15 protein-coding genes, 1 tRNA gene and 1 riboswitch are annotated in these 19476 nt (G+C 71.1%); of the genes, 5 read left to right on the forward strand and 11 right to left on the reverse strand.

All coding sequences use genetic code 11. The features are described 5' to 3' along the window. Window positions 1-56: 56 nt before the first annotated feature. A tRNA-Leu gene (locus IF83_RS0111670) sits at window positions 57-139 on the reverse strand. A gap of 465 nt (window positions 140-604) precedes the next feature. On the opposite strand from IF83_RS0111670, the gene IF83_RS0111675 reads away from it, so the two are divergent. After that, a complete protein-coding gene (locus IF83_RS0111675) occupies window positions 605-1399 on the forward strand; it encodes an ABC transporter ATP-binding protein (RefSeq protein ID WP_037679676.1) in 795 nt (264 codons plus the stop codon). Between the two features lie 244 nt (window positions 1400-1643). After that, the gene (locus IF83_RS0111680; protein WP_030544045.1) at window positions 1644-4160 is read left to right on the forward strand and encodes an ABC transporter permease; all 2517 of its coding nucleotides are present in this window, start codon (window positions 1644-1646) and stop codon (window positions 4158-4160) included. Window positions 4161-4274: 114 nt separating this feature from the next. Here IF83_RS0111680 and IF83_RS0111685 read toward each other — a convergent pair whose 3' ends face one another. Both IF83_RS0111685 and IF83_RS0111690 read right to left on the reverse strand, forming a co-directional pair. Then, window positions 4275-5597, reverse strand: a complete 1323-nt coding sequence (locus tag IF83_RS0111685; protein WP_030544046.1) for a class I SAM-dependent methyltransferase — start codon at window positions 5595-5597, stop codon at window positions 4275-4277. 303 nt (window positions 5598-5900) lie between these two features. Continuing rightward, a complete protein-coding gene (locus IF83_RS0111690; RefSeq protein ID WP_030544047.1) occupies window positions 5901-7301 on the reverse strand; it encodes an NAD(P)/FAD-dependent oxidoreductase in 1401 nt (466 codons plus the stop codon). A 594-nt stretch (window positions 7302-7895) separates the two neighbouring features. Between IF83_RS0111690 and IF83_RS0111695 the strand changes: the two genes are divergently transcribed. Further along, window positions 7896-8168, forward strand: a complete 273-nt coding sequence (locus tag IF83_RS0111695; RefSeq protein ID WP_030544048.1) for a type II toxin-antitoxin system Phd/YefM family antitoxin — start codon at window positions 7896-7898, stop codon at window positions 8166-8168. After that, entirely contained in the window at window positions 8165-8434 is a 270-nt protein-coding gene (locus IF83_RS0111700; RefSeq protein WP_030544049.1) for a type II toxin-antitoxin system RelE family toxin, read from the forward strand. The genes IF83_RS0111695 and IF83_RS0111700 overlap by 4 nt, the downstream gene beginning before the upstream one ends. A 121-nt stretch (window positions 8435-8555) precedes the next feature. On the opposite strand, the gene IF83_RS0111705 is transcribed toward IF83_RS0111700, so the two are convergent. Then, complete coding sequence (locus IF83_RS0111705; RefSeq protein WP_037679720.1) at window positions 8556-11180, reverse strand: NACHT domain-containing protein; 2625 nt, start codon at window positions 11178-11180, stop codon at window positions 8556-8558. 52 nt (window positions 11181-11232) lie between these two features. Then, window positions 11233-12582 (reverse strand): hypothetical protein, encoded by a 1350-nt coding sequence (locus tag IF83_RS0111710; RefSeq protein ID WP_030544051.1) that lies wholly within the window; start codon window positions 12580-12582, stop codon window positions 11233-11235. 284 nt (window positions 12583-12866) lie between these two features. On the opposite strand from IF83_RS0111710, the gene IF83_RS0111720 reads away from it, so the two are divergent. After that, window positions 12867-13247 carry an ATP-binding protein gene (locus tag IF83_RS0111720; RefSeq protein WP_244177005.1) on the forward strand — a complete coding sequence of 127 codons (381 nt, stop codon included), beginning with the start codon at window positions 12867-12869 and terminating at the stop codon, window positions 13245-13247. Between the two features lie 89 nt (window positions 13248-13336). On the opposite strand, the gene IF83_RS0111725 is transcribed toward IF83_RS0111720, so the two are convergent. From IF83_RS0111725 to IF83_RS35290, 6 genes are all read right to left on the reverse strand, one after another. Continuing rightward, window positions 13337-14308 (reverse strand): Ppx/GppA phosphatase family protein, encoded by a 972-nt coding sequence (locus IF83_RS0111725; RefSeq protein ID WP_030544053.1) that lies wholly within the window; start codon window positions 14306-14308, stop codon window positions 13337-13339. Beyond that, a complete protein-coding gene (locus IF83_RS0111730) occupies window positions 14305-14916 on the reverse strand; it encodes a DUF501 domain-containing protein (protein ID WP_051722678.1) in 612 nt (203 codons plus the stop codon). Before IF83_RS0111730 ends, IF83_RS0111725 begins: the two co-directional genes overlap by 4 nt. 169 nt (window positions 14917-15085) lie before the next feature. Next, window positions 15086-15637 carry an FtsB family cell division protein gene (locus IF83_RS0111735; RefSeq protein WP_244177007.1) on the reverse strand — a complete coding sequence of 184 codons (552 nt, stop codon included), beginning with the start codon at window positions 15635-15637 and terminating at the stop codon, window positions 15086-15088. A gap of 97 nt (window positions 15638-15734) precedes the next feature. Next, window positions 15735-17021, reverse strand: coding sequence for a phosphopyruvate hydratase (gene eno, locus IF83_RS0111740; RefSeq protein WP_030544056.1), 1287 nt, complete (start codon window positions 17019-17021; stop codon window positions 15735-15737). A 286-nt stretch (window positions 17022-17307) separates the two neighbouring features. Beyond that, window positions 17308-18045, reverse strand: coding sequence for a LysM peptidoglycan-binding domain-containing protein (locus tag IF83_RS0111745; RefSeq protein WP_030544057.1), 738 nt, complete (start codon window positions 18043-18045; stop codon window positions 17308-17310). Window positions 18046-18049: 4 nt separating this feature from the next. Next, a riboswitch (cyclic di-AMP (ydaO/yuaA leader) is annotated at window positions 18050-18183 on the reverse strand. Window positions 18184-18576: 393 nt separating this feature from the next. Then, the gene (locus IF83_RS35290) at window positions 18577-19440 is read right to left on the reverse strand and encodes a transglycosylase family protein (RefSeq protein ID WP_078843390.1); all 864 of its coding nucleotides are present in this window, start codon (window positions 19438-19440) and stop codon (window positions 18577-18579) included. Window positions 19441-19476: the final 36 nt, after the last annotated feature.

Here is a 19476-nt window from a genome sequence, read left to right on the forward strand (position 1 = left end):
CCGGTTTCCGCCGCTCTCCCCGATCGACCCGGAGGGCGGGACCGGGAGCCAGGGAGTGCCCGGAGCCGGACTTGAACCGGCACGGCCTTCTAGGCCAGTGAGGTTTAAGCTCACCGTGTCTGCATTCCACCATCCGGGCGGGATCCCCCATGACGATGCCGATGGGGCTGGTCAGGCTTGCGGGACCGCTCCCAGCGGCTCTCACGGTCACGGTCCCCCCATGGCGCCCTCCGAGCCTATCCGGGTGCGCGGTGCCGAACAGCCGGTTCCCGAAGGGTGGTTGTCTGATTTTATGGGCAGCTGAAGGTCCATCAGAACCGGGATGGCGAGAACCTGCTGCTGGTCCCTGCGGGGAGCCCCGTCCGGCTCGCTCCGGGGTGCCCGGAATTGACGCGATCTCGACTGCCCTCCCCGCTCCCCCGGCCGCCTTCCCGGGGCTCCCGTCATCCCCAGGTATGACATGAGCCCGCTGCGGTACCTCCCGGGACGGCCCCGGAAACGGGCGCACGGGCTGATCCCCGCGGCTGTTCCGGCCGCAAGGATGGTGGGGTCCCCGGGCATCCCCGCCGATGGCCCGTACGCACGCAGACAGGAGCAGTACCCCGTGAACACCAGCCTCACAGGTGCCCGGACCGCCACCCGCCCCACCACGGTCGCCGCCCGTGCCACGGACCTCACCAAGGTCTACGGCCAGGGGGAGACGCGGGTGGTCGCGCTGGACGGGGTCTCCGTCGACTTCCGCCAGGGGGAGTTCACCGCGATCATGGGCCCCTCCGGCTCCGGCAAGTCGACGCTGATGCACTGCGTGGCCGGGCTGGACTCGATATCCGCCGGCTCCGCCCGCATCGGCGACACCGAACTGGCGTCCCTCAAGGACAAGCAGCTCACGCAGTTGCGCCGGGACAAGATCGGCTTCATCTTCCAGGCGTTCAACCTGCTGCCCACCCTCAACGCCCTGGAGAACATCACCCTCCCCATGGACATCGCGGGCCGCAAGCCCGAACCGGAGTGGCTGGACCGGGTGGTGAAGACCGTCGGCCTGGAGGGGCGGCTCAAGCACCGGCCGACCGAGCTGTCCGGCGGCCAGCAGCAGCGCGTGGCCGTGGCCCGCGCGCTCGCGGGCCGCCCCGAGATCATCTTCGCGGATGAGCCGACCGGCAACCTCGACTCCCGCTCCGGCGCCGAAGTGCTGGGATTTCTCCGCAACTCCGTGCGCGAGCTGGGCCAGACGATCGTGATGGTCACCCACGACCCGGTCGCCGCCGCCTACGCCGACCGCGTCGTCTTCCTCGCCGACGGCCGCGTCGTCGACGAGCTGGAGAACCCGACGGCCGAGGCCGTCCTCGACCGGATGCGCACCCTGCCCACCGGAGCGGGCGGAGCCGGCGCCGGCGCCTGAGCCGCGCCACCGCGCGAACGGCGCGCGATCCCTTCCCTGGTGCCGGTACGCCCGAACGCCGGTGCGGCCAGAGAGGATCACCGCCCCGCCCGTGCCCGGCGCCCGCCCGCGCCCCGTGCCGCCCGTGCCCCGTACCCCGTAGCGGCCCGCGCCACCCCGGCCACGTGCCGGACCGCCCCCGCACGCGCCCACACCCCCGGCCTCGCGGCCGTCCCGCCCACCCCTCACCAGGATTGACAGGACCATGCTCCGTACCGCCCTGCGCAATGTGCTCGCGCACAAGGCCAGGCTGCTGATGACCGTACTCGCCGTCCTCCTCGGCGTCGCTTTCGTCTCCGGCACCCTGACCTTCACCGACACCATCGGTGACGCCTTCAAGAAGAGCTCCGCCAAGAGCTTCGACCACGTCTCCGTCGCCATCCGGTGGGGCAGCGTCTCGAAGGGCGAGGAAGAGCCCAAGCTCGACGACGCCCTGCTGAGGAAGGCCGGGAACGTGCCCGGCGCCGAGTCGGCCACGGGTGCCGTCTCCGACTACGCCGCGCTCGCCGACAAGGACGGCAAGCTCGTCGGCCAGGACTGGTCCACCCAGGGCGGCAACCACCACCCGGGCCCGGACGGCGAGGACCCCCGCTACACCTTCACCGACGGCCGCGCCCCCGAGACGGCCGGCGAGGTGGCCCTCGACCGCCGCACCGCCGAGCGCACCGGCTACCGCACCGGCGACACCGTACGGCTCTCCGTCGACGGCCCGGTCCGCACCCCCGAGGTCAGCGGGATCTTCGACACCTCGGACGGCAACGTCGCCGCCGGCGGCACCCTGGTGCTCTTCGACAACGCCACGGCTCTCGAACTCTTCGGCGGCCCCGACGGGTACGACGAGATCACGGTCCAGGCCGCGGCCGGCACCTCGCAGGCCGAACTCAAGGCGGCCGTCGAGAAAATCCTGCCGGGGGGCACCGAGGCCGTCACCGGCAAGGTCCTCTCCGACGAACAGGCGGAGCAGATCACCGCGGAGACCAAGGAGATGGGCGACGTCCTGCTCTACTTCGCGGCCATCGCGCTCTTCGTCGGCGTGTTCATCATCGCCAACACCTTCACCATGCTGGTCGCCCAGCGCACCCGGGAAGTGGCGCTGCTGCGCGCCATCGGCGCCTCCCGCCGGCAGGTGACCCGCTCGGTGCTCGTCGAGGCGTTCCTCGTCGGACTGGTGGCCGCCGTCCTCGGCTTCGGGGCCGGTATCGGCATCGCCATCGGCATGCGCGCCGGGCTCAACGCGGCGGGAGCGATCATCCCGGACGGCCCGCTCGTCATCGCCCCGCAGACCCCGCTGACCGCTCTGGTGATCGGTGTCGTGGTGACCATGCTGGCGGCCTGGCTGCCCGGGCGGCGGGCCGCGAAGGTGCCGCCGGTCGCCGCGATGAACAGCGTGCACGCCACCCCGACCGTGCGGGGCCTGGTGGTCCGCAACAGCATCGGCGCGGCCGTCACCGCCATCGGCGGGGCGCTGCTCTTCCTCGGCGTCACGCAGGAGAAGAACGAGCTGCTCGCCGCCGGGTCCGGGGCGATGATGGTCGGGGTCATCGTGCTGACGCCGCTGCTGTCCCGTCCGGTCATCACCGCGGCCGCGCCCCTGCTGGACCGTTTCGGCACGGCCGGCAGGCTCGCCCGGCTCAACTCGCTGCGCAATCCGCGCCGTACCGCCTCCACCGCCGCCGCGCTGATGATCGGGCTCACCCTGGTCACCGGTCTGACGGTGGTCGCCACCTCCGTGCAGAGCGCCGTCGACAAGATGGCCGTGGGCCTGATGAAGGCGGACTACGCGGTGAGCATGGGCGGCTCAGACGGTCTCTCCCCCGACGTCCGGAAGAAGCTGGACGCCCTGCCGGAGGTCGCGGCCACCAGCCCGATGCGCGCCGCGTTCGGCGCGGTGGACGGGGAGTACACGGGGATCACCGGTGTCGACCCGGCGACCGTCGGCCAGGTGCTCTCCCTGGACTTCACCAGCGGCTCGATGGACCGCATGGGCGACCGCCGCGCGGTCATCGACGACAAGACCGCGAAGGCGGCCGGGGTCGGCACCGGTGACACCCTCACCTACGAGTTCTACGAGGGCAAGAGCGAGAAGCTGGAGGTCGCGGGCGTCTACACCGGCAACGAGATGATCGACGGCATCTTCGTCCCGACGGGCGTGGTCGATCCCCACATGGAGGAGATCACGGACTTCCAGGTGATGGTGAAGATGAAGGACGGTCCCTCGGAGCAGGCCGAGAAGGCCCTCGCCGAGGCGCTCGGCAAGAACCCCGCGATCAAGATCCAGGACAAGCGGGCCATCAGCGACGAGATCAGCGGGATGATCAGTCTGCTGCTGAACATGCTCTACGGACTGCTGGCGATGGCCGTGATCATCGCGGTGCTCGGCGTGGTCAACACCCTGGCCATGTCGGTCTTCGAGCGGAAGCACGAGATCGGGATGTTGCGGGCGATCGGCATGGACCGCTCGCGGGTCAAGCGGATGATCCGGCTGGAGTCGGTCGTGATCTCGCTCTTCGGCGCCGTCCTCGGCATCGGGCTCGGGGTCTTCCTCGCCTGGGCCGCCGGTACGGCCATCGCCAACTCGATGGCGGCGTACACCATGACCGTCCCGTGGGAGCGGATCGGGGCCTTCCTGGCCCTGGCCGGACTGGTCGGCGTCCTGGCCGCGCTCTGGCCGGCGCGGCGGGCGGCGAAGCTCAACGCGCTGGAGGCCATCAAGGCGGAGTAGGTGGGACGGACCGGGCTCCCCCGACGGGGGGCCGGGACGGACGGCACCGGGCCCCGGTCCGCGACCAGCGTGTCGCGGACCGGGGCCCGGTGTTCGTGCAAGCCGCCGGCGCTGTCAGCCCTCCGTCCACGCCCGGGGGCGCGGCGGGAAGCCGGAGGCGCCGTCCTCCGGGGTGCGGACGGCGAGGATCTGGTTGACGCCGATCCGGTTCCGTTCGAAGGAGAGCGCGGACGCGGCCATGTACAGCCGCCAGACGCGGGCGCGGCCGGGCGAGACCAGGCGCACGGCCCGCCGCCACTCCCGTTCCAGGTTCGCCACCCACTGACGGAGCGTCAGCGCGTAGTGCTCGCGGAGCGCCTCCACGTCCCGCACCTCGAAGCCGGCCTCCTCCAGGCGGGAGACGGTGGAGCCGACGGGGGCGAGCTCGCCGTCCGGGAAGACATAGGCGTCGATGAACTCATCGATGCGGTACGCCTCTTCGGCGGGCTCCGGACGGCGGGCTATCTGATGGTTGAGCAGCCGGCCGCCAGGGCGCAGCAGCCCGTGGAGCACCCCGGCGTACGCGCGGTAGCGCGCCGAGCCGACGTGCTCGGCCATGCCGATCGAGGCGATGGCGTCGTACGGGCCGTCGGAGACCTCGCGGTAGTCCAGCACCCGGATCTCCACCCGGTCCGCCAGCCCTTCCTCGGCGATCCGCTTGCGGGCGTGGGCGGCCTGTTCCGCGGAGAGGGTGATGCCGACGGCGTGCACCCCGTACTTGCGCGCCGCGTGCAGCACCAGCGCGCCCCAGCCGCAGCCGACGTCCAGCAGCCGGGCCCCGGGGCGCAGGGCCAGCTTGCGGCAGACGAGGTCGAGCTTGTCGCGCTGGGCCGCCTCCAGATCGCCGCCCTCGGTCCAGTAGGCGCAGGAGTAGACCATGGAGGGGCCCAGGACGAGGGCGTAGAAGTCGTTGCCGACGTCGTAGTGGTGGCTGACCGCCCGGCGGTCGCGGCGGGGGCTGTGCAGCGGTCCGCCGCGCACGCGGCGCGCCTCCTCGCGGGGCGGCGGCGGGGGCAGCCCGGGGCCGGCCAGCGCGATCAGCTCGCGCACGGCGGCGCGCTTGCGGGGCTCGCGCAGGGCCGCGGCCGCGGACAGGGCTCCGCCGGCACCGCCGGTCCCCCCGCCCGGGCCGCGTTCCCAGAACAGCCCGGACAGCCGGTCCAGCCCTTCGTAGAGATCGCCGAGGATGTCCAGTTCACCGGCCACCCAGGCGCGCGCCAGGCCGAGTTCGCCCGGACGCCAGAGGAACCGGCGCAGCGCCCGCCGGTGGCGTACGAAGAGGACGGGCGCGCCGGGCGGGCCGTCCTCGCTGCCGTCCCAGGCCCGGATCCGCAGGGGGAACGGGGTGCCCAGCAGTTCCCCGGCGAGTGCGGTGAGCCGTCTCGCGGCGTCGTCCATTCTCGAACACCTCCGTGGGCAGGAGCGGTGAACGCGTAGTCCTCTACGGAAGCACCGGTCCGGCCCGGAACCCAGACCCCTGCGGGGCGCAGGGAGGGCAGCGCCGCCGGGACGGCGGTCCGGCGCGGCCGGGCCGGGTGATCACGGCCGGGTCAGCACGGCCGGGTCAGCACGGGCAAGTGGCCGGTTTGCCGGGCGGACCGGGCCCATGACGGATCACCGGGCACGCCGAAGGGGCGCCCGCCCCACGGATTCGGCGGACGCCCCTTCGGGCTGCTGTTCGCGGGGCCGGGCCCCGCGCGGTCAGGAGGCCTTGGCCTTCTCGGACCGCTCGGCCGTCACGGGCCGGGCGTCGGCCGGAGCCGGCGCCGGGCGGGCGGCCTCGTAGAACTCCTCGCGGGGGTTCTCCATCGCACCGAGGGACACGACCTCGCGCTTGAGGAAGGTCTGCAGGGTCCAGTCGGCGAAGACCCGGATCTTGCGGTTCCAGGTCGGCACGGCCATGCCGTGGTACGTGCGGTGGAAGTACCAGGCGGCGCGGCCCTTGACCTTGATCTTCACGCGCTTGCCCAGCCGGATCACCGCGACGCCCTTGTGCAGGCCGAGACCGGCGACGGCACCCTTGTTGGCGTGCTTGTACTCCTTCTGCGGGAAGCCCCGCAGCGCGGAGATGACGTTGTCGCCGAGGACCCGGGCCTGGCGCAGCGCGTGCTGCGCGGACGGCGGGCACCAGGCGTTCTCGACGCCCGCCTCACGGGCGGCGAGGTCCGGCACCTGGGCGTTGTCGCCCGCGGCCCAGATGTGGTCGGTGCCCTTGACCTGGAGCGTGGGCTCCGCGTCGACGTGGCCGCGCGGGCCGAGCGGCAGGCCGTAGCGGGCCAGCGCCGGGTTGGGCTTGACGCCCGCGGTCCAGACGAGGGTGGCGGAGTCGACCTCCAGGCCGTTCTTGAGCACCACGTGGCCGTCGACGCAGGACTCCAGGGAGGTCTGGAGGTAGACCTCGACACCGCGCTTCTGCAGGTGCTCCAGGCCCCACTTGCCGAGCTCGGGACCGACCTCCGGGAGGATCTTGTCGGCGGCGTCGACGAGCACGAACCGCATGTCCTCGCGGGAGACGTTGGGGTAGTACTTCGCCGCGTCGCGGGCCATGTCCTCGACCTCGCCGACCGTCTCCGCGCCGGCGAAGCCGCCGCCGACGAACACGAAGGTCAGCGCCTTGCGGCGGACCGCCTCATCGGTCGTGGAGTCGGCCTTGTCGAGCTGCTCCAGGACGTGGTTGCGGAGGCCGATGGCCTCCTCCACGCCCTTCATGCCGATGCCCTGCTCGGCCAGGCCGGGGATCGGGAAGGTGCGGGAGACGGCGCCGAGCGCCACGATCAGGTAGTCGAAGGGCAGCTCGTAGGCCTCGCCGACGAGCGGCGTGACCGTGGCGACCTTGCGGTCCTGGTCGATGGACGAGACGCGGCCCGTCAGGACCTCCGCCTTCGGCAGCACACGCCGCAGCGGGACCACGACGTGGCGCGGTGAGATGCTGCCGGCTGCGGCTTCGGGGAGGAAGGGCTGGTACGTCATGTACGAGCGCGGGTCGACGACCGTGACTGTCGCCTCGCCGTACCGCATCTTCTTGAGAATGCGGCGCGCCGCGTACAGGCCGACGTAACCGCCGCCTACTACGAGGATCCGTGGACGCTCCGTGGTGCTCATGATTCGAGTATCCAGCACTCCGGAGGGGGGTGCTCGTGAGGCCCTTCACAAGGACTCCTCAGTGCTGTGTTACACTCCGCGCCCCACTGAAGGAGTTACGACATTCCGGGCGGGCGGGCCGGCCGTCCGGCCACGGCGAAACCCCTCGTGAGCTGCGGTTGTACGCTCGGGGGTGAGCGAACCGCCGGGGACCGGCCGACGCCGGCACCTCACCACCACGAGCTCGCCCGCCTTCGTCTCGGAGGCTCCGCGGGCCCTTATCCGGCGTTTATCAGCCTCCCGGACGCATCCACTGCCACTTTTTCATGTGAAGAGTTTCACGAACTCTTTTTCGCCAGGTCTCGCGCGCTCCCCGCGGCGCCCCGCCGGGGCCGCTCACCCGATCGGCGGCCGGCTCAGGAGTGCCCCGAACGCTCTCCCGAAAGGGCCGCCGCGCCCGGCCCGGGGAGCGCTCTCGCCGGATCGGCCGTGACCGCGGCGGGTGCCGGGCGCCGGCGGACAGTGGCGCCCGGAGAGAGAGCGGGCAATGCCGCAGGCTCCCAAGCCACCCTCCACACCCCTCCCCGTGTACACAAAGATGCGTACACTGAGGCCATGACGGAGAACACCGTGACCGTACGGGAAGCCCGCGCGCATCTTGCGGATCACATCAACCGGGCCGAGCAGGGCACCCCGACGGTGATCACTCGCAACGGTGCTCCGGTGGCAGCCGTGGTGCCGATCGCAGACTTCGAAGCCCTGGAGGAGGCGGCCGACGTCATGCTGGCCCGGGAGGCCGAGGCCGTCCTGGCCGAGGGCGGTCCGACCGTGACGATGGCCGAACTGCTGGCGGATCTGTTCGCCGAGCACGGTGAAGGCGCGGCGTGAAGTACGCGTTCCGGTTCACCTCGGCGGCACAGCGGCAACTCCGGTCCCTCAGCCGACCCGACGCCATGCGCATCCTGACCGCGCTGACCGCGCTCGGTGACGACCCGTACCGCGAGGGCGCCGACGTCAAGAAGCTCACCGGCCCGTCGGGCCTCTACCGGCTCCGTGTCGGGAACTACCGGGTCGCCTACCAGGTGAACGACGGGGAACTTCTCATCCTCGTCGTCAAGGTGGGCGACCGACGGGACGTCTACCGCAACCTCTGAACGGTTTCGAGATCAGCGCGGAGACTCGGCCCCGGAGATGCCGAAGCCTGTGCAGCACAGGGCTGGTCGAAGTCTCCATCAGCCCCGGAGTGGTTCATCGCCGGGGTGGAAACAGCCGCAGTCAGCTTGTGCGGACGATTTTCAGCGTCGGAGGCAACTGCTCCGCTCCGACGACCCTCGCTGCTGCGGGCAGCCGAAGTGTGCGGAGGGAGAGCACACGCCGAAGTGAACTCACATCGACCTCGGGAGACGGGGCCTCCAGGGTCAGTTCGGTGAGACGGGAAAACCAGGCAAGCCATTCCCAGGAGCAACGCAGATCTGCCGCGATGCACAGTCCCGTGAGGCGGTCCTGCACGCAGAAGCGCTGAATCTCCTCCGGGCTGAGAGGGGATGTGATCCTCAGGAAGGACCTGCCACCGAATCGGTGCAGAGTACAGAGTTCTTGACTGCTTGAAATGACGAAATAGAGGTCTTCCTCGTGCAGATACGCGATGACCTCCTCGCCATAGCGGTCGGTGTCGAACCGGCTCCAGGCCAGAGCCAGCTCTGTGCGCACCCGTAGATCGTTCACGGTCCGGAATCGAGTGAGCACCGGGATCGCGGCATCGGTTCCGACCCGGACAGCGGTGAGGACCGTGAAGTATGCCTCATCGGGAGTGAGGTTCTCCGGACCTTGCAGCAGCTCCAGCACCACGGGGCCGACGTCTGCCAGGGCACGGGCCTGGGCTACCGAGCGGGGCGGAATGAGCTTCTCGGCACGATGCTGGACTTCGGTTCGCACGGCGGGGTCGAGCTCGGTTGCGTCATCCAAGCAGGCTGCAGCCAGCAGATGGAGGCGGTGGCGGGCGTCTTTCGAAGCGTCGCCGTGTGTGAGCAGTCCGGTGAGCAGCCGTGTCCGTTCCGCGGGGCGGGCATGGGCCACGGCCATCCGGATAACGTCCTCCCACTGGTCAAGGTGAGCGTTCCCGCCGAGGAAGTCGAAATCGAGACTCTCCACGGCAGCCCTGGCTCCGAGGTAATCCTGAAAGGTCCGGTGAATGAACTGCATGGTGCCTTCAACAGGCTCGAGGAGCAGTCCGCTGCGGACCAGGAGATACCGGTAGATCTGCTCCACCGTGCCTTGTTCGGCAACACGTGGCATGGCCGTCAGCGCTCGGGACAGCAGGTCCAGGACATCCGTCGAATCCATTTCCGAACGGCCATTGCGGATCAGCCAGTACGCGAGTTTCTGGATCAGCTGCACCTGGTGCGTTTCACCGATACGCATGTCACCCGTCCGGTAAATGCCACGCTCCCGGTCTCTCCGGGACAGCAGCATGGACAGGGCGGCGTCGTACAGCTCTTTACGTCCGTCGGGAAGGTAGCCCCTCCGGTCGCGGTGCAGCGCACAAATCAATGCGCACATGAGCGGATTGGTGGCAAGTCGGGCGAGTTCCTGCTTGGCCCGTACGGCATAGAGCAGTTCCTTGCCGTACACGTCTGCGCTGCCGGCCGCGTGATGCCAGCGTTTGATGAACGCAGCAACGTCGTCACGGCTCATGGGAGCCAGGTCCAGTTCCGAGAATTCCTCGCACGCCAGCCAGTGTTCCCGCACGGCCGAGGGCCGTGAAGTGACGAGCCAGCGGTTCTTCGGGTATGCATCGATAAGATCCCTCAGCCAACTGCGGGCATCTTCGCGCTCCGCCTCGGGCATCTCATCGATCCCGTCGATCAACATCAATCCACGCCCTGCGGTCAGCACCCGGTCGTACCAGCCTGTCGGCTGGGCTTGGGCGATCGGACATCCGACTGCCGCAAGGAATTCGTCCGGGGTGGGCAATCTCGCCCCGGCACGGGTCAGCGACCGCATGGGGAGCACGAACGGCACCAGACCGTGAAGGTAGAGCGATCGTTCATCAAGACCATTACGAGCGGCGCTCACGGCCAGCCACTGCACCAGTGTGGTCTTGCCAGAACCGGCCACGCCTCGTAACAGAACCCGGTCACGCCCGGACAGAACTTGTTCGGCTGGAAGCACCACCGGCATGTCCCCGGCCGTGGTGCCCGTGGCCTCCAGGCTCAGATATGCGGCGTCGAGAGGCCATACCCCCGAGGCTTCGGGCAGATCAAGACCGAAGATGGTCAGCTTGCCGTACTTGCGCGAGATGTAACGCGCATAGCGCTCCTCGAAACCGCCGTCCGCCGGGGAAGGTGTCCGCAGGATCAGCAGGTCGATCTTGGAGGACAGTTCCTCGATCCGGCGACTCTGCTCGACGAGCGTACGGGGCACGAACGTGGATCTCGTGGTGAAGAAATGCAGAATATGCAGGCAGGCCGTGTCCATGACATTCGCATGCAGCAGCACAGCATCGCTCGAAAGCCCCAGCGTGGCTGCCTGATTACCCGCCCGAAGGTGTCGAGACAGCCCCAGATAGCCGAGTTGGACGGCTTGGACGTCGTCCATGTCCAGGTGCCCCAGGGAACCCAGCGAGTGCGCGACCGCATTCACCACCGCATGTTGCTCGAAACCAGGAAGGCGCTCCGACGTGCCGGTGGACTGCGCCGCGCGTTCCACCAACTCTTCCGCGATCTTGCGGAGTTCCGCATTTCCGAGAGTCCGCTTCTCGCCCCGGAACGACACCAGATCCGAAACGCGTACGGGCCTGTCGACCAGACCTGCGCCCGGACCGTCGGTCACAAACAGCTTCTTCACCAGAGGTGCCACGATGCTCGAAGCGAGCCGGGCCCCAATACTCACAGGTTCCATGACAACGTCAGCATAGAACTCCGAAGCCAACTGCGGCCGTTGAATCCACCACTCAGTTCTTCAGCGCCGCCACCTCTCGCGCCCGTCCCGCGAGGTCTCGCGCCGGCCGGGTGCTCGCGTGCCTCCGTAGCTGCCTGAGCATCGTCCCGAAATGGTCGTCGCCCCGGGCCGATGAGACGTGCTCGCAGTCGTCGAGGAACCGTCCCCACGACGCACAGGACGCGTCGAGATGCCCGTACTCGTACTGCCGCTGCGCCAGCAGTGCGTACGCGTGCACGCGCCCCTGCCGTTCGACCTCCGGCTGCACCTTGATGGACTGCCCCAGAGCCTTGATGCTGCCGGGGAGATCGCGTTCCTCGTACAGCACATGGGAAACGTGGAACAGCCACGCCGTCCGGTCGTACCCGCCGATCGCGTCGCGCCGGCTGTCCGCTCTGGACAGCGCCGCCTCCGCCTCGCGCAGACGGTTGTGCGCCAAGCGCCGGTCACCGACCATGCTCGCCGCGTGCGCCTGCTGTCCCCGGAGAAAGGCGACCAGCCTCGGCCCGGACGCCGGCGCCGCCTCCGCCGCCGAGTCGGCGAGCTCCAATGACTTCCGGCCGTATCGCAGGTTGGACGCCTGGAGACTCATGCCGCGCAGCGTCCGGCAGTAGGTCACGTGGTCCTGCGCCTCGTTCGCCAGCTTCAACGCCTTGACGTAATAGGTCTGGCCGAGACCGTGAGCCTTCTCGTACATGGCCATCCACCCCGTCAGATACGTGAGATCGGATGCGGCGGCCAGCATGTCCAGGCGTACCGCTTCGCTCGCCTGTGCGCGCAACCAGGGCCCCACGGTGTTGACGAGAAACGCGGCCGCCATGGGACGTGCGTGTCCCGCGCCCAATTCGTCGAGGATCCCGGCGATCCGGTCGGTCATGGTGCGCACCGCCTGGACCTGCGAGGCTCCGATCCGGATGGTCCTTTTGCCGGGGCTCACCGGCCGTTCTCCGGCATGCGCGGGGCCGGAGAATCCGGGAAGGGCGAGCGCTGCCGAGAACACGCCCGCGGCGAGCACGCCGCGCCGTGACGGGTCCATGTCCGCCCTTCCGAGATCCACCAACTCCTCGACAGCGTCGGCCGGATCGGGCCTCAGCACGGACGGGGCAGGGGTGAGTCCGGCTTCCGCGTGTGTCACGGGGCGGCCTAGCCGGTCCGAGAGCACCTCGATGATCAAGGATCTGACCGGCGGTTTCGGACGCGTGCCGGCGATCCAGTGCGAAACGCTGGACTGGCTGTAGTGGAGATCCAGTCCCGCCTGCACCCCGAGCCGGTTCACGCGCTGTGCGAGCTGCGTCCGCGTCAGTCCCGCCTGGTCGAGCAGGTCCGCGAGGGCGGGATTGGGTTTGCGCTTCTTCGTGGTCACGCCTCATCTCCCGACGGCGTTCACGGTTCCACCGGCTTCCCACGGTACCTGCGGAGGGTGACCACGCGGTTACCTCTTCAGCGAACCCCGAACATTCTCAGCCCGAAAGGTGGCCTGGTGGTGGCCCTGACCGACCAGCGCGGAATCCGCGTCCCCCTGTTCCTGTCCCCCGTCGATGAACGGCGGGGCCACACCGACGCGCAGCCCGAGGAGACGCGGTGAGCCTCGAACGAAGTCCGCGGGCCCTTCCGACACCGGTCGCGTCACCATCCGCGACTCCCCGTGTGCTGCTTCTGGCGAGCGAGCCGCAATCCGTCAGAGCGGCACGCGAGTTCCTCCGCGAGCATCTGGAGAAGCACGTCCCGGCCGCGAGCGCCGACCACGTCGACACCTGTCTTCTGGTCACATCCGAGCTGGTGACCTACTCGATCCGCTACGGCACCGAACCCGGCGATCACGTACGCCTGGTCCTCGATGCCGACGACGCCCGCACGCGTGTCGAGGTACACGACCCGGTCCGCCGCCGACCGCGCAGGCGCCCCGAGTCCGCGCCGCGCGGTCGCGGACGCGGCTTGCTCATTCTCGACACTCTGTGCGCCGGCCGGTGGGGAGTTACTGACAGCCCCATGGGGAAAGCCGTGTGGGCGGAGGTGAAGGCGACGTGACCTCGCCGGGGCCGGGCCCCGTACGCCCACCGCCGGATATGCGCCGCACTGCGGTGCAGCGGACGGACGCTGTCGCGCACCAACATTGATCAGCCGCTCCGCCGGTTCTCCTCCACCAGGGACCAGGCGATGCCGTCCAGGATGTCGTGTTCGCTGACGACGACCTCCGCGGCGCCGGTCCGTTCCATGATCGCGAGCAGTACCAGGGCGCCCGCGCCGATGACGTCCACCCGGCCCGGGTGCATCACCGGGATCGCGGCGCGCTCGGCGTGCGTCGAGGCCAGCAGCCGCTCCGTGACCTCCCGCACGCGCTCCACAGGGATGCGGGAGTGGTGGATGGCGGCCGGGTCGTACTCCGGCAGGCCCAGGGCGATCGCGGCCACGGTGGTGACGGAGCCGGCCAGCCCCACCAGCGTGCGGGCCTCGCGCAGCGGGACCGTCTCGCCGGCCAGGTCGAGCGCGGCGTCGATGTCGGCCCGTATGGCCGCGATCCGCTCCCGCGAGGGCGGGTCGGCGACCGCGCCGTCCCGCACCAGATGGCGCTCGGTCATCCGGACGCAGCCGATGTCGACCGAGCGCGCGGCACGGACCCGCTCGGCACCGACGACGAACTCGGTCGAGCCGCCGCCGATGTCCACCACCAGGTACGGGGTGTCCAGGTCCCGCCGCCCGGCCAGTTCGCGGGTGGCGCCGGTGAAGGAGAACGCGGCCTCCTGGCCGCCGGTGACGACCTCCGGCTCGACGCCGAGGATGTCGCGGACCCCGCGCACGAAGTCGTCCCGGTTCTCGGCGTCGCGGGAGGCGGAGGTGGCGACGAAGCGGAGCGGCCCGGCCCCCAGGGAGCGGATGACCTCGGCGTACTCGCGGCAGGCCGCGAAGGTGCGCTCCAGGGCCTCCGGCGCCAGCCGGCCGGTGCGGTCGACGCCCTGGCCGAGCCGGACGATGGTCATCCGCCGGTCCAGGTCCGTGAGCTCACCCGTGGCCGGGTCGAGGTCGGCGACCAGCAGGCGGATGGAGTTCGTACCGCAGTCGATCGCGGCCACGCGGGTCGTGCCGGTCATGCGCTCTCTCCTTCGGCTCCTTCGGCTCCTCCGGCGGCGGTCTCCGGCTCCGGCCGGCCCGGCCCCTGCTGCTCCGGGCCGGCGGCGGCCGGTCCGCCAGGGGTCACGCACGGGCCCTTGCGCCACCACTCCGGGAGCAGGGCGATGGCCTCGTCACCCAGCGGGTTGACGCCCGGGCCGGCGGCCAGCGAGTGGGCGACCAGGACGTGCAGGCACTTCACCCGGTCCGGCATGCCGCCCGCGCTGGGGAAGCCCTGGAGGATCTCGATGGCGTCACGGCGGGCGATGTAGTCCTCGTGCGCGGCGCGGTAGGCGGCGGCCAGCTCCTCGTCCTCGGCGAGCCGGGCGGTCATCTCCTTCATCACGCCCTCCGCCTCCAGGGTGCCGATCGCGGAGGCGGCGCGCGGACAGGTCAGGTAGTACAGCGTCGGGAACGGGGTGCCGTCCTCCAGCCGCGGCGCCGTCTCGACCACGTCGGGCTGCCCGCAGGGACAGCGGTGCGCGATGGCGCGCAGGCCGCGCGGCGGGCGGCCGAGCTGGTCGCGGAACGCCGCGATGTCGGCCTCGGTGGGCGCGGTGGGCTCGGTCTGGGGAGGGGGCGTGTCCATGCCTGTGCGGATCTCTTCGGTCGGTTCGGGTGGGGAAGGTTCGCCGGTGGGGCGGGGCGGAACGCGGGCGGGGACGGCCGGGGTGGCGCGGCCCGCGGCGGGGGTCCGGGCCGGGGGTCCGGGCCGGCGTCCGGTGCGGAGGAGCGGCCCGGGGCGAGCGTTTGGTGCGTCAGCGGCCGGAGTCCGCCCGGTCGACGTCGCTCCACAGCTTCTCGTACCAGGGGAGGTCGCCGCCGCCGTCGTCCCGCCCGGCCCCGCCACCGGCGCCGGCCCCGCTCCGCGGCACGATGTAGCCGGTCTCGCCCGGCCGTACGTAGTGCAGCCGCTCGCGCAACTGCCGCTCGGCGTAGGCGTCGTCCTGCCAGCGGGCCTTGAGGTCGCGGAGTTCCTCGACGGCCGCGCGCGCCTCCTCGGCGCGGCGCTGCTGTTCGGCGATCTCCGACTGCTGCGAGACCCACTGCCGCATCGGGTAGGCGAGGGCGACGACCAGCGAGCACACGACCAGGGCCAGCAGCGCCGCCCGCCCCGTCAGCCGGTTGCGGCGCTGGGGCCGGGCCCGGTAGACCCGGGCGGCGGCCTGACCGCCGAGGGCCCGGAGCCTGGTCGCGGTCGAGCCCTGAGGAAACCTGGAAAAGGTGGTGGACCTCGCCCCGCCGCCGGCGGGGCCACCCCTGTCGCGGTCCGCGGCCACGCTCGCCTCCCCTGTCGTCCGATGCGTCACGTCCCCGGCCACGGTACGGGACCGGGCCGGGGACGTGGCGTACTGACGTACGGCGGGCGGAGGGCGGCGCCGCCCTCCGCCGGAGCCGGAGCCGGGCCTAGCGGCCGAAGCGCGGGAACGCGGAGCGGCCGGCGTACACCGCGGCGTCGTCGAGGATCTCCTCGATGCGCAGCAGCTGGTTGTACTTGGCGACGCGCTCGGAGCGGGCCGGGGCACCGGTCTTGATCTGGCCGCAGTTGGTGGCGACGGCCAGGTCGGCGATGGTGACGTCCTCGGTCTCGCCGGAGCGGTGGGACATCATGCACTTGTAGCCGTTGCGCTGGGCCAGCTCGACGGCGTCCAGGGTCTCGGTCAGCGAGCCGATCTGGTTCACCTTCACCAGCAGCGCGTTGGCGGTGTCGCTCTCGATACCGCGGGCGAGGCGCTCGGGGTTGGTGACGAACAGGTCGTCACCGACGATCTGCACCTTGTCGCCGAGCTTGTCGGTGAGGGTCTTCCAGCCCTCCCAGTCCTCCTCGTTCAGCGGGTCCTCGATGGAGACCAGCGGGTACGCGGCGACGAGCTCGGCGTAGTAGTCGGTCATCTCGGCGGCCGAGAGGGACTTGCCCTCGAAGGTGTAGGCGCCGTCCTTGTGGAACTCGGTGGCGGCCACGTCGAGCGCCAGCGCGATGTCCTGGCCCGGCTCGTAACCGGCCTTGCGGATGGCCTCCATGATGAGGTCCAGGGCCTCGCGGTTGGAGCCGAGGTTCGGCGCGAAGCCGCCCTCGTCGCCCAGGCCGGTGCCCAGGCCGCGCTCCTTCAGGACGGTCTTGAGGGTGTGGTAGACCTCGGCACCCCAGCGCACCGCCTCGGAGAAGGACTCCGCGCCGATCGGGGCGATCATGAACTCCTGGATGTCCACGTTGGAGTCGGCGTGCGAGCCGCCGTTCAGGATGTTCATCATCGGGACGGGCAGCAGGTGGGCGTTCGGGCCGCCGAGGTAGCGGAAGAGCGGCAGGTCGGACGCCTCCGAGGCGGCGTGCGCCACGGCGAGCGAGACGCCGAGGATGGCGTTGGCGCCGAGCGAGGACTTGTCGGGGGTGGCGTCCAGGTCGAACATCGCCTGGTCGATCAGCCGCTGCTCGGTGGCGTCGTAGCCGACGAGCTCCGGGCCGATCTGCTCGATGACCGCGAGGACGGCCTTCTCCACACCCTTGCCGCCGTAGCGGTTCTTGTCGCCGTCACGGAGCTCGAGGGCCTCGAACGCACCGGTGGAGGCACCGGAGGGGACGGCAGCACGGCCGGTGCTGCCGTCGTCGAGGCCGACCTCGACCTCGACCGTTGGGTTGCCTCGCGAGTCGAGGATCTCCCGGGCTACGACGACGTCGATGGACGGCACGAGCATCTCCTTCTGGGAATGTGACGCTGGATCGCAGTGTCTTCTCGCCGCGAACGGCTCTGCGGCACGAGCCTAACGGGCCGGGCGGCCGGGGCCGGCCGACCGCCCGTCCGGCGAGACGAAAAGACATCCGAAATCCGGCATTGCGGGGGCAATCACCTCGGAAGAGGTGGCCCGAAGAGGTACCCGGGAGAGCCGTGGCGGGCGGGGACGGAAAGGCACCGGCCCGGCGCCGCCGGGGGCGCGCCGGGCCGGTGCCGTGCCGCCCGGGAGCGGGGCGGCTCGGGGGTGGTCAGCTCAGCCTGAGGAGCTGGCCGGGGTAGATGACGTCCGGGGCGTCGATCTTGTCCCGGTTCAGGGCGTAGAGCTTCTGCCAGCCGCCCTCGACCTCCAGGGCCTCGGCGATCTCGGAGAGGGTGTCGCCCTCGACGACCTCGTACTTGCCGTCCACCAGCTTGGGCGCCTGCCGCTCCTTCGCGGCGGCGGCCTCCGCCGCCTCCGGTGCTCCGTCCGCGTCCCGCTGCTCCGCCGGGGCGGGCGCGGCGGCGGGCCGTTCCTGCCGCGGCTGTTCCGGCGCGGCCTGCCGCTGCTCGCCCGCGTCCCGGCCGAGTCCGGTGAGCGGGGCGACGCCGGGGGCGGGGCCACCGGCCTTCAGCCCGCCGGCCCCGGCGCAGGCCCAGGCGCCCGGTCCCTGCATGGCGAGCAGCCGTTCGGCCGTCGCGATCTGCTCCTCCTTGGTGGCCAGGTCGGCGCGCGGGGCGTAGCGCAGCCCGCCCGCGGCCTTCCAGCTGGACTGCTTGAACTGCAGCCCGCCGTAGTGGCCGTTGCCGGTGTTGATGTCCCATTTGCCGCTGGACTCGCACTGGGCGACGGCCTCCCAGGTGTCGACGGAGGCGGCGGACGCGGAGTCGGCGGTGCCCACGAGCGGGATGGCCGCGGCGGTGCCGGCGGCGCCGGCGAACGTGACGATACGACGTGACTTGGGCGGGGCGGGACGGCGATGCCTGCCCTTGTAACCGGTACGCAGCATGAAACGTCTCTCTCACCGACGCCTGCGAGGTGAGCTGTCGGGTTGGGGCTGTGAGCGGCCCTGCCGAGTGCTCCCGCACTGGGCTTCACCCCTAGCCGGCCGGCCCCGCCGGGGCGGGCCTTGCGGCGCTTACCTGGGTCCCCCGCTCCTGCCTGCGGCGCTTGCGCGGCGACTGCCCTCCGGCCACCGGCAGGACTCGGCGTGGTGGTCGGGGGTGCCCGCTGACGGCGAGCGATAAGACGTTAAGCACATCGTCACTGACGGGACGTAACCCGACACACCGTCACTTTTTGCCCCGGCGTGTGCCCGTGCCGCCGTTCTCGCAGGTGGCGGCCGTGGCGGCGCGCGGGGCGAGCCGGGGAACGGTTCATCCGATGGGACGCAGGCACCGCGTGCCGCACCGGCCGTGTCTCCGGACCCGGCTGCCGGAGCGCGGCCGGGACGGCCCGGACAGCACGGTCCGGACAGTACGGCCCTGACGGCACGGCCCGCGGCCGCGGCTCGTACGCCGGGCCGGCCGCCGGGAACGGATCAGATCGAGGGCCGGGCCGACCAGGTCGCGGCGTTGGCGGAGTACGTCCAATCGCCGGACACCGAGCGGTCGTCGGCCGCCCCGCCGTAGACGGCCTCCGGCAGCACGGCGTAGGGGCCGGGCTCCGGCGCCGCGCGCTCCGCCCCGCGGTCGGCCGACGCGTCGTCACGTGTGGCGTGGCGCCCGGACGTCCGGTCCTCGTCCGCGCCCCCGGCCTCCGCCGCGGTCTCCTCCGGCGCGGGCTCGCCGCGGTGCTTGCCGCTCTTGGCCGGGGCCTTCTCGCCGCCCGTCCCGGACAGGTCCAGATCGAGGAGGCCGTCCTCGTCGGCCGCCTCCTCGTCCGACGGCGTGGCGGAGGAGGGCTCCTCGCTCGCGGACTCCCCGGCGCCGTTGGCGCCGTCACCGGAGCCGCCGGTCTCCAGCAGGCCGCCGAGCAGACCGTCCGACTGCTCCTGCTCCTTCTCCGAGGCCGCGTCCGCCGCCTTGGTCTTCCCGGTGAGGCCCGCCTCCACCCCGCACTTCGGCCAGGCGCTCGGGCCGACGGCCTCGAGCACCTTCTCCGCGACGGCGATCTGCGCGTTGCGACTGGCCTGGTCGGCGCTGGGCGCGTAGTCCAGGCCGCCGTACTGCTCCCACGTCTGCTGGGTGAACTGCAGCCCGCCGTAGTAGCCGTTGCCCGTGTCGGCGCTCCACAGGCCGCCGCTCTCGCACTCGGCGACCTTGTCCCAGGTGCCGGCGTCGGCCGCCTGCGCGCCCGTCGCGCCGAGCAGCGGCATCGCGATCCCCGCGCCGGCCACACCCGCCGTGACGAAGAGGGCAGGAGCCTGACGGGGTTTGCGGTGTCTGCCGTTGCCGGAAAGCATGAAGGGCCTTTCGTCGAGGGCCTTAAGGTCGAGTCC

This window comes from Streptomyces albus subsp. albus, from assembly GCF_000719865.1.
Classification (GTDB): domain Bacteria; phylum Actinomycetota; class Actinomycetes; order Streptomycetales; family Streptomycetaceae; genus Streptomyces; species Streptomyces albus_E.

Excerpts from the sequence above, each read along its gene's own strand:
- IF83_RS0111680 (WP_030544045.1), top strand. The coding sequence starts at position 1,644 with ATGCTCCGTACCGCCCTGCGCAATGTGCTCGCGCACAAGGCCAGGCTG.
- IF83_RS0111685 (WP_030544046.1), bottom strand. The coding sequence starts at position 5,597 with ATGGACGACGCCGCGAGACGGCTCACCGCACTCGCCGGGGAACTGCTG.
- IF83_RS0111690 (WP_030544047.1), bottom strand. The coding sequence starts at position 7,301 with ATGAGCACCACGGAGCGTCCACGGATCCTCGTAGTAGGCGGCGGTTAC.
- IF83_RS0111695 (WP_030544048.1), top strand. The coding sequence starts at position 7,896 with ATGACGGAGAACACCGTGACCGTACGGGAAGCCCGCGCGCATCTTGCG.
- IF83_RS0111705 (WP_037679720.1), bottom strand. The coding sequence starts at position 11,180 with ATGGAACCTGTGAGTATTGGGGCCCGGCTCGCTTCGAGCATCGTGGCA.
- IF83_RS0111725 (WP_030544053.1), bottom strand. The coding sequence starts at position 14,308 with ATGACCGGCACGACCCGCGTGGCCGCGATCGACTGCGGTACGAACTCC.
- IF83_RS0111730 (WP_051722678.1), bottom strand. The coding sequence starts at position 14,916 with ATGGACACGCCCCCTCCCCAGACCGAGCCCACCGCGCCCACCGAGGCC.
- eno (WP_030544056.1), bottom strand. The coding sequence starts at position 17,021 with ATGCTCGTGCCGTCCATCGACGTCGTCGTAGCCCGGGAGATCCTCGAC.
- IF83_RS0111745 (WP_030544057.1), bottom strand. The coding sequence starts at position 18,045 with ATGCTGCGTACCGGTTACAAGGGCAGGCATCGCCGTCCCGCCCCGCCC.
- IF83_RS35290 (WP_078843390.1), bottom strand. The coding sequence starts at position 19,440 with ATGCTTTCCGGCAACGGCAGACACCGCAAACCCCGTCAGGCTCCTGCC.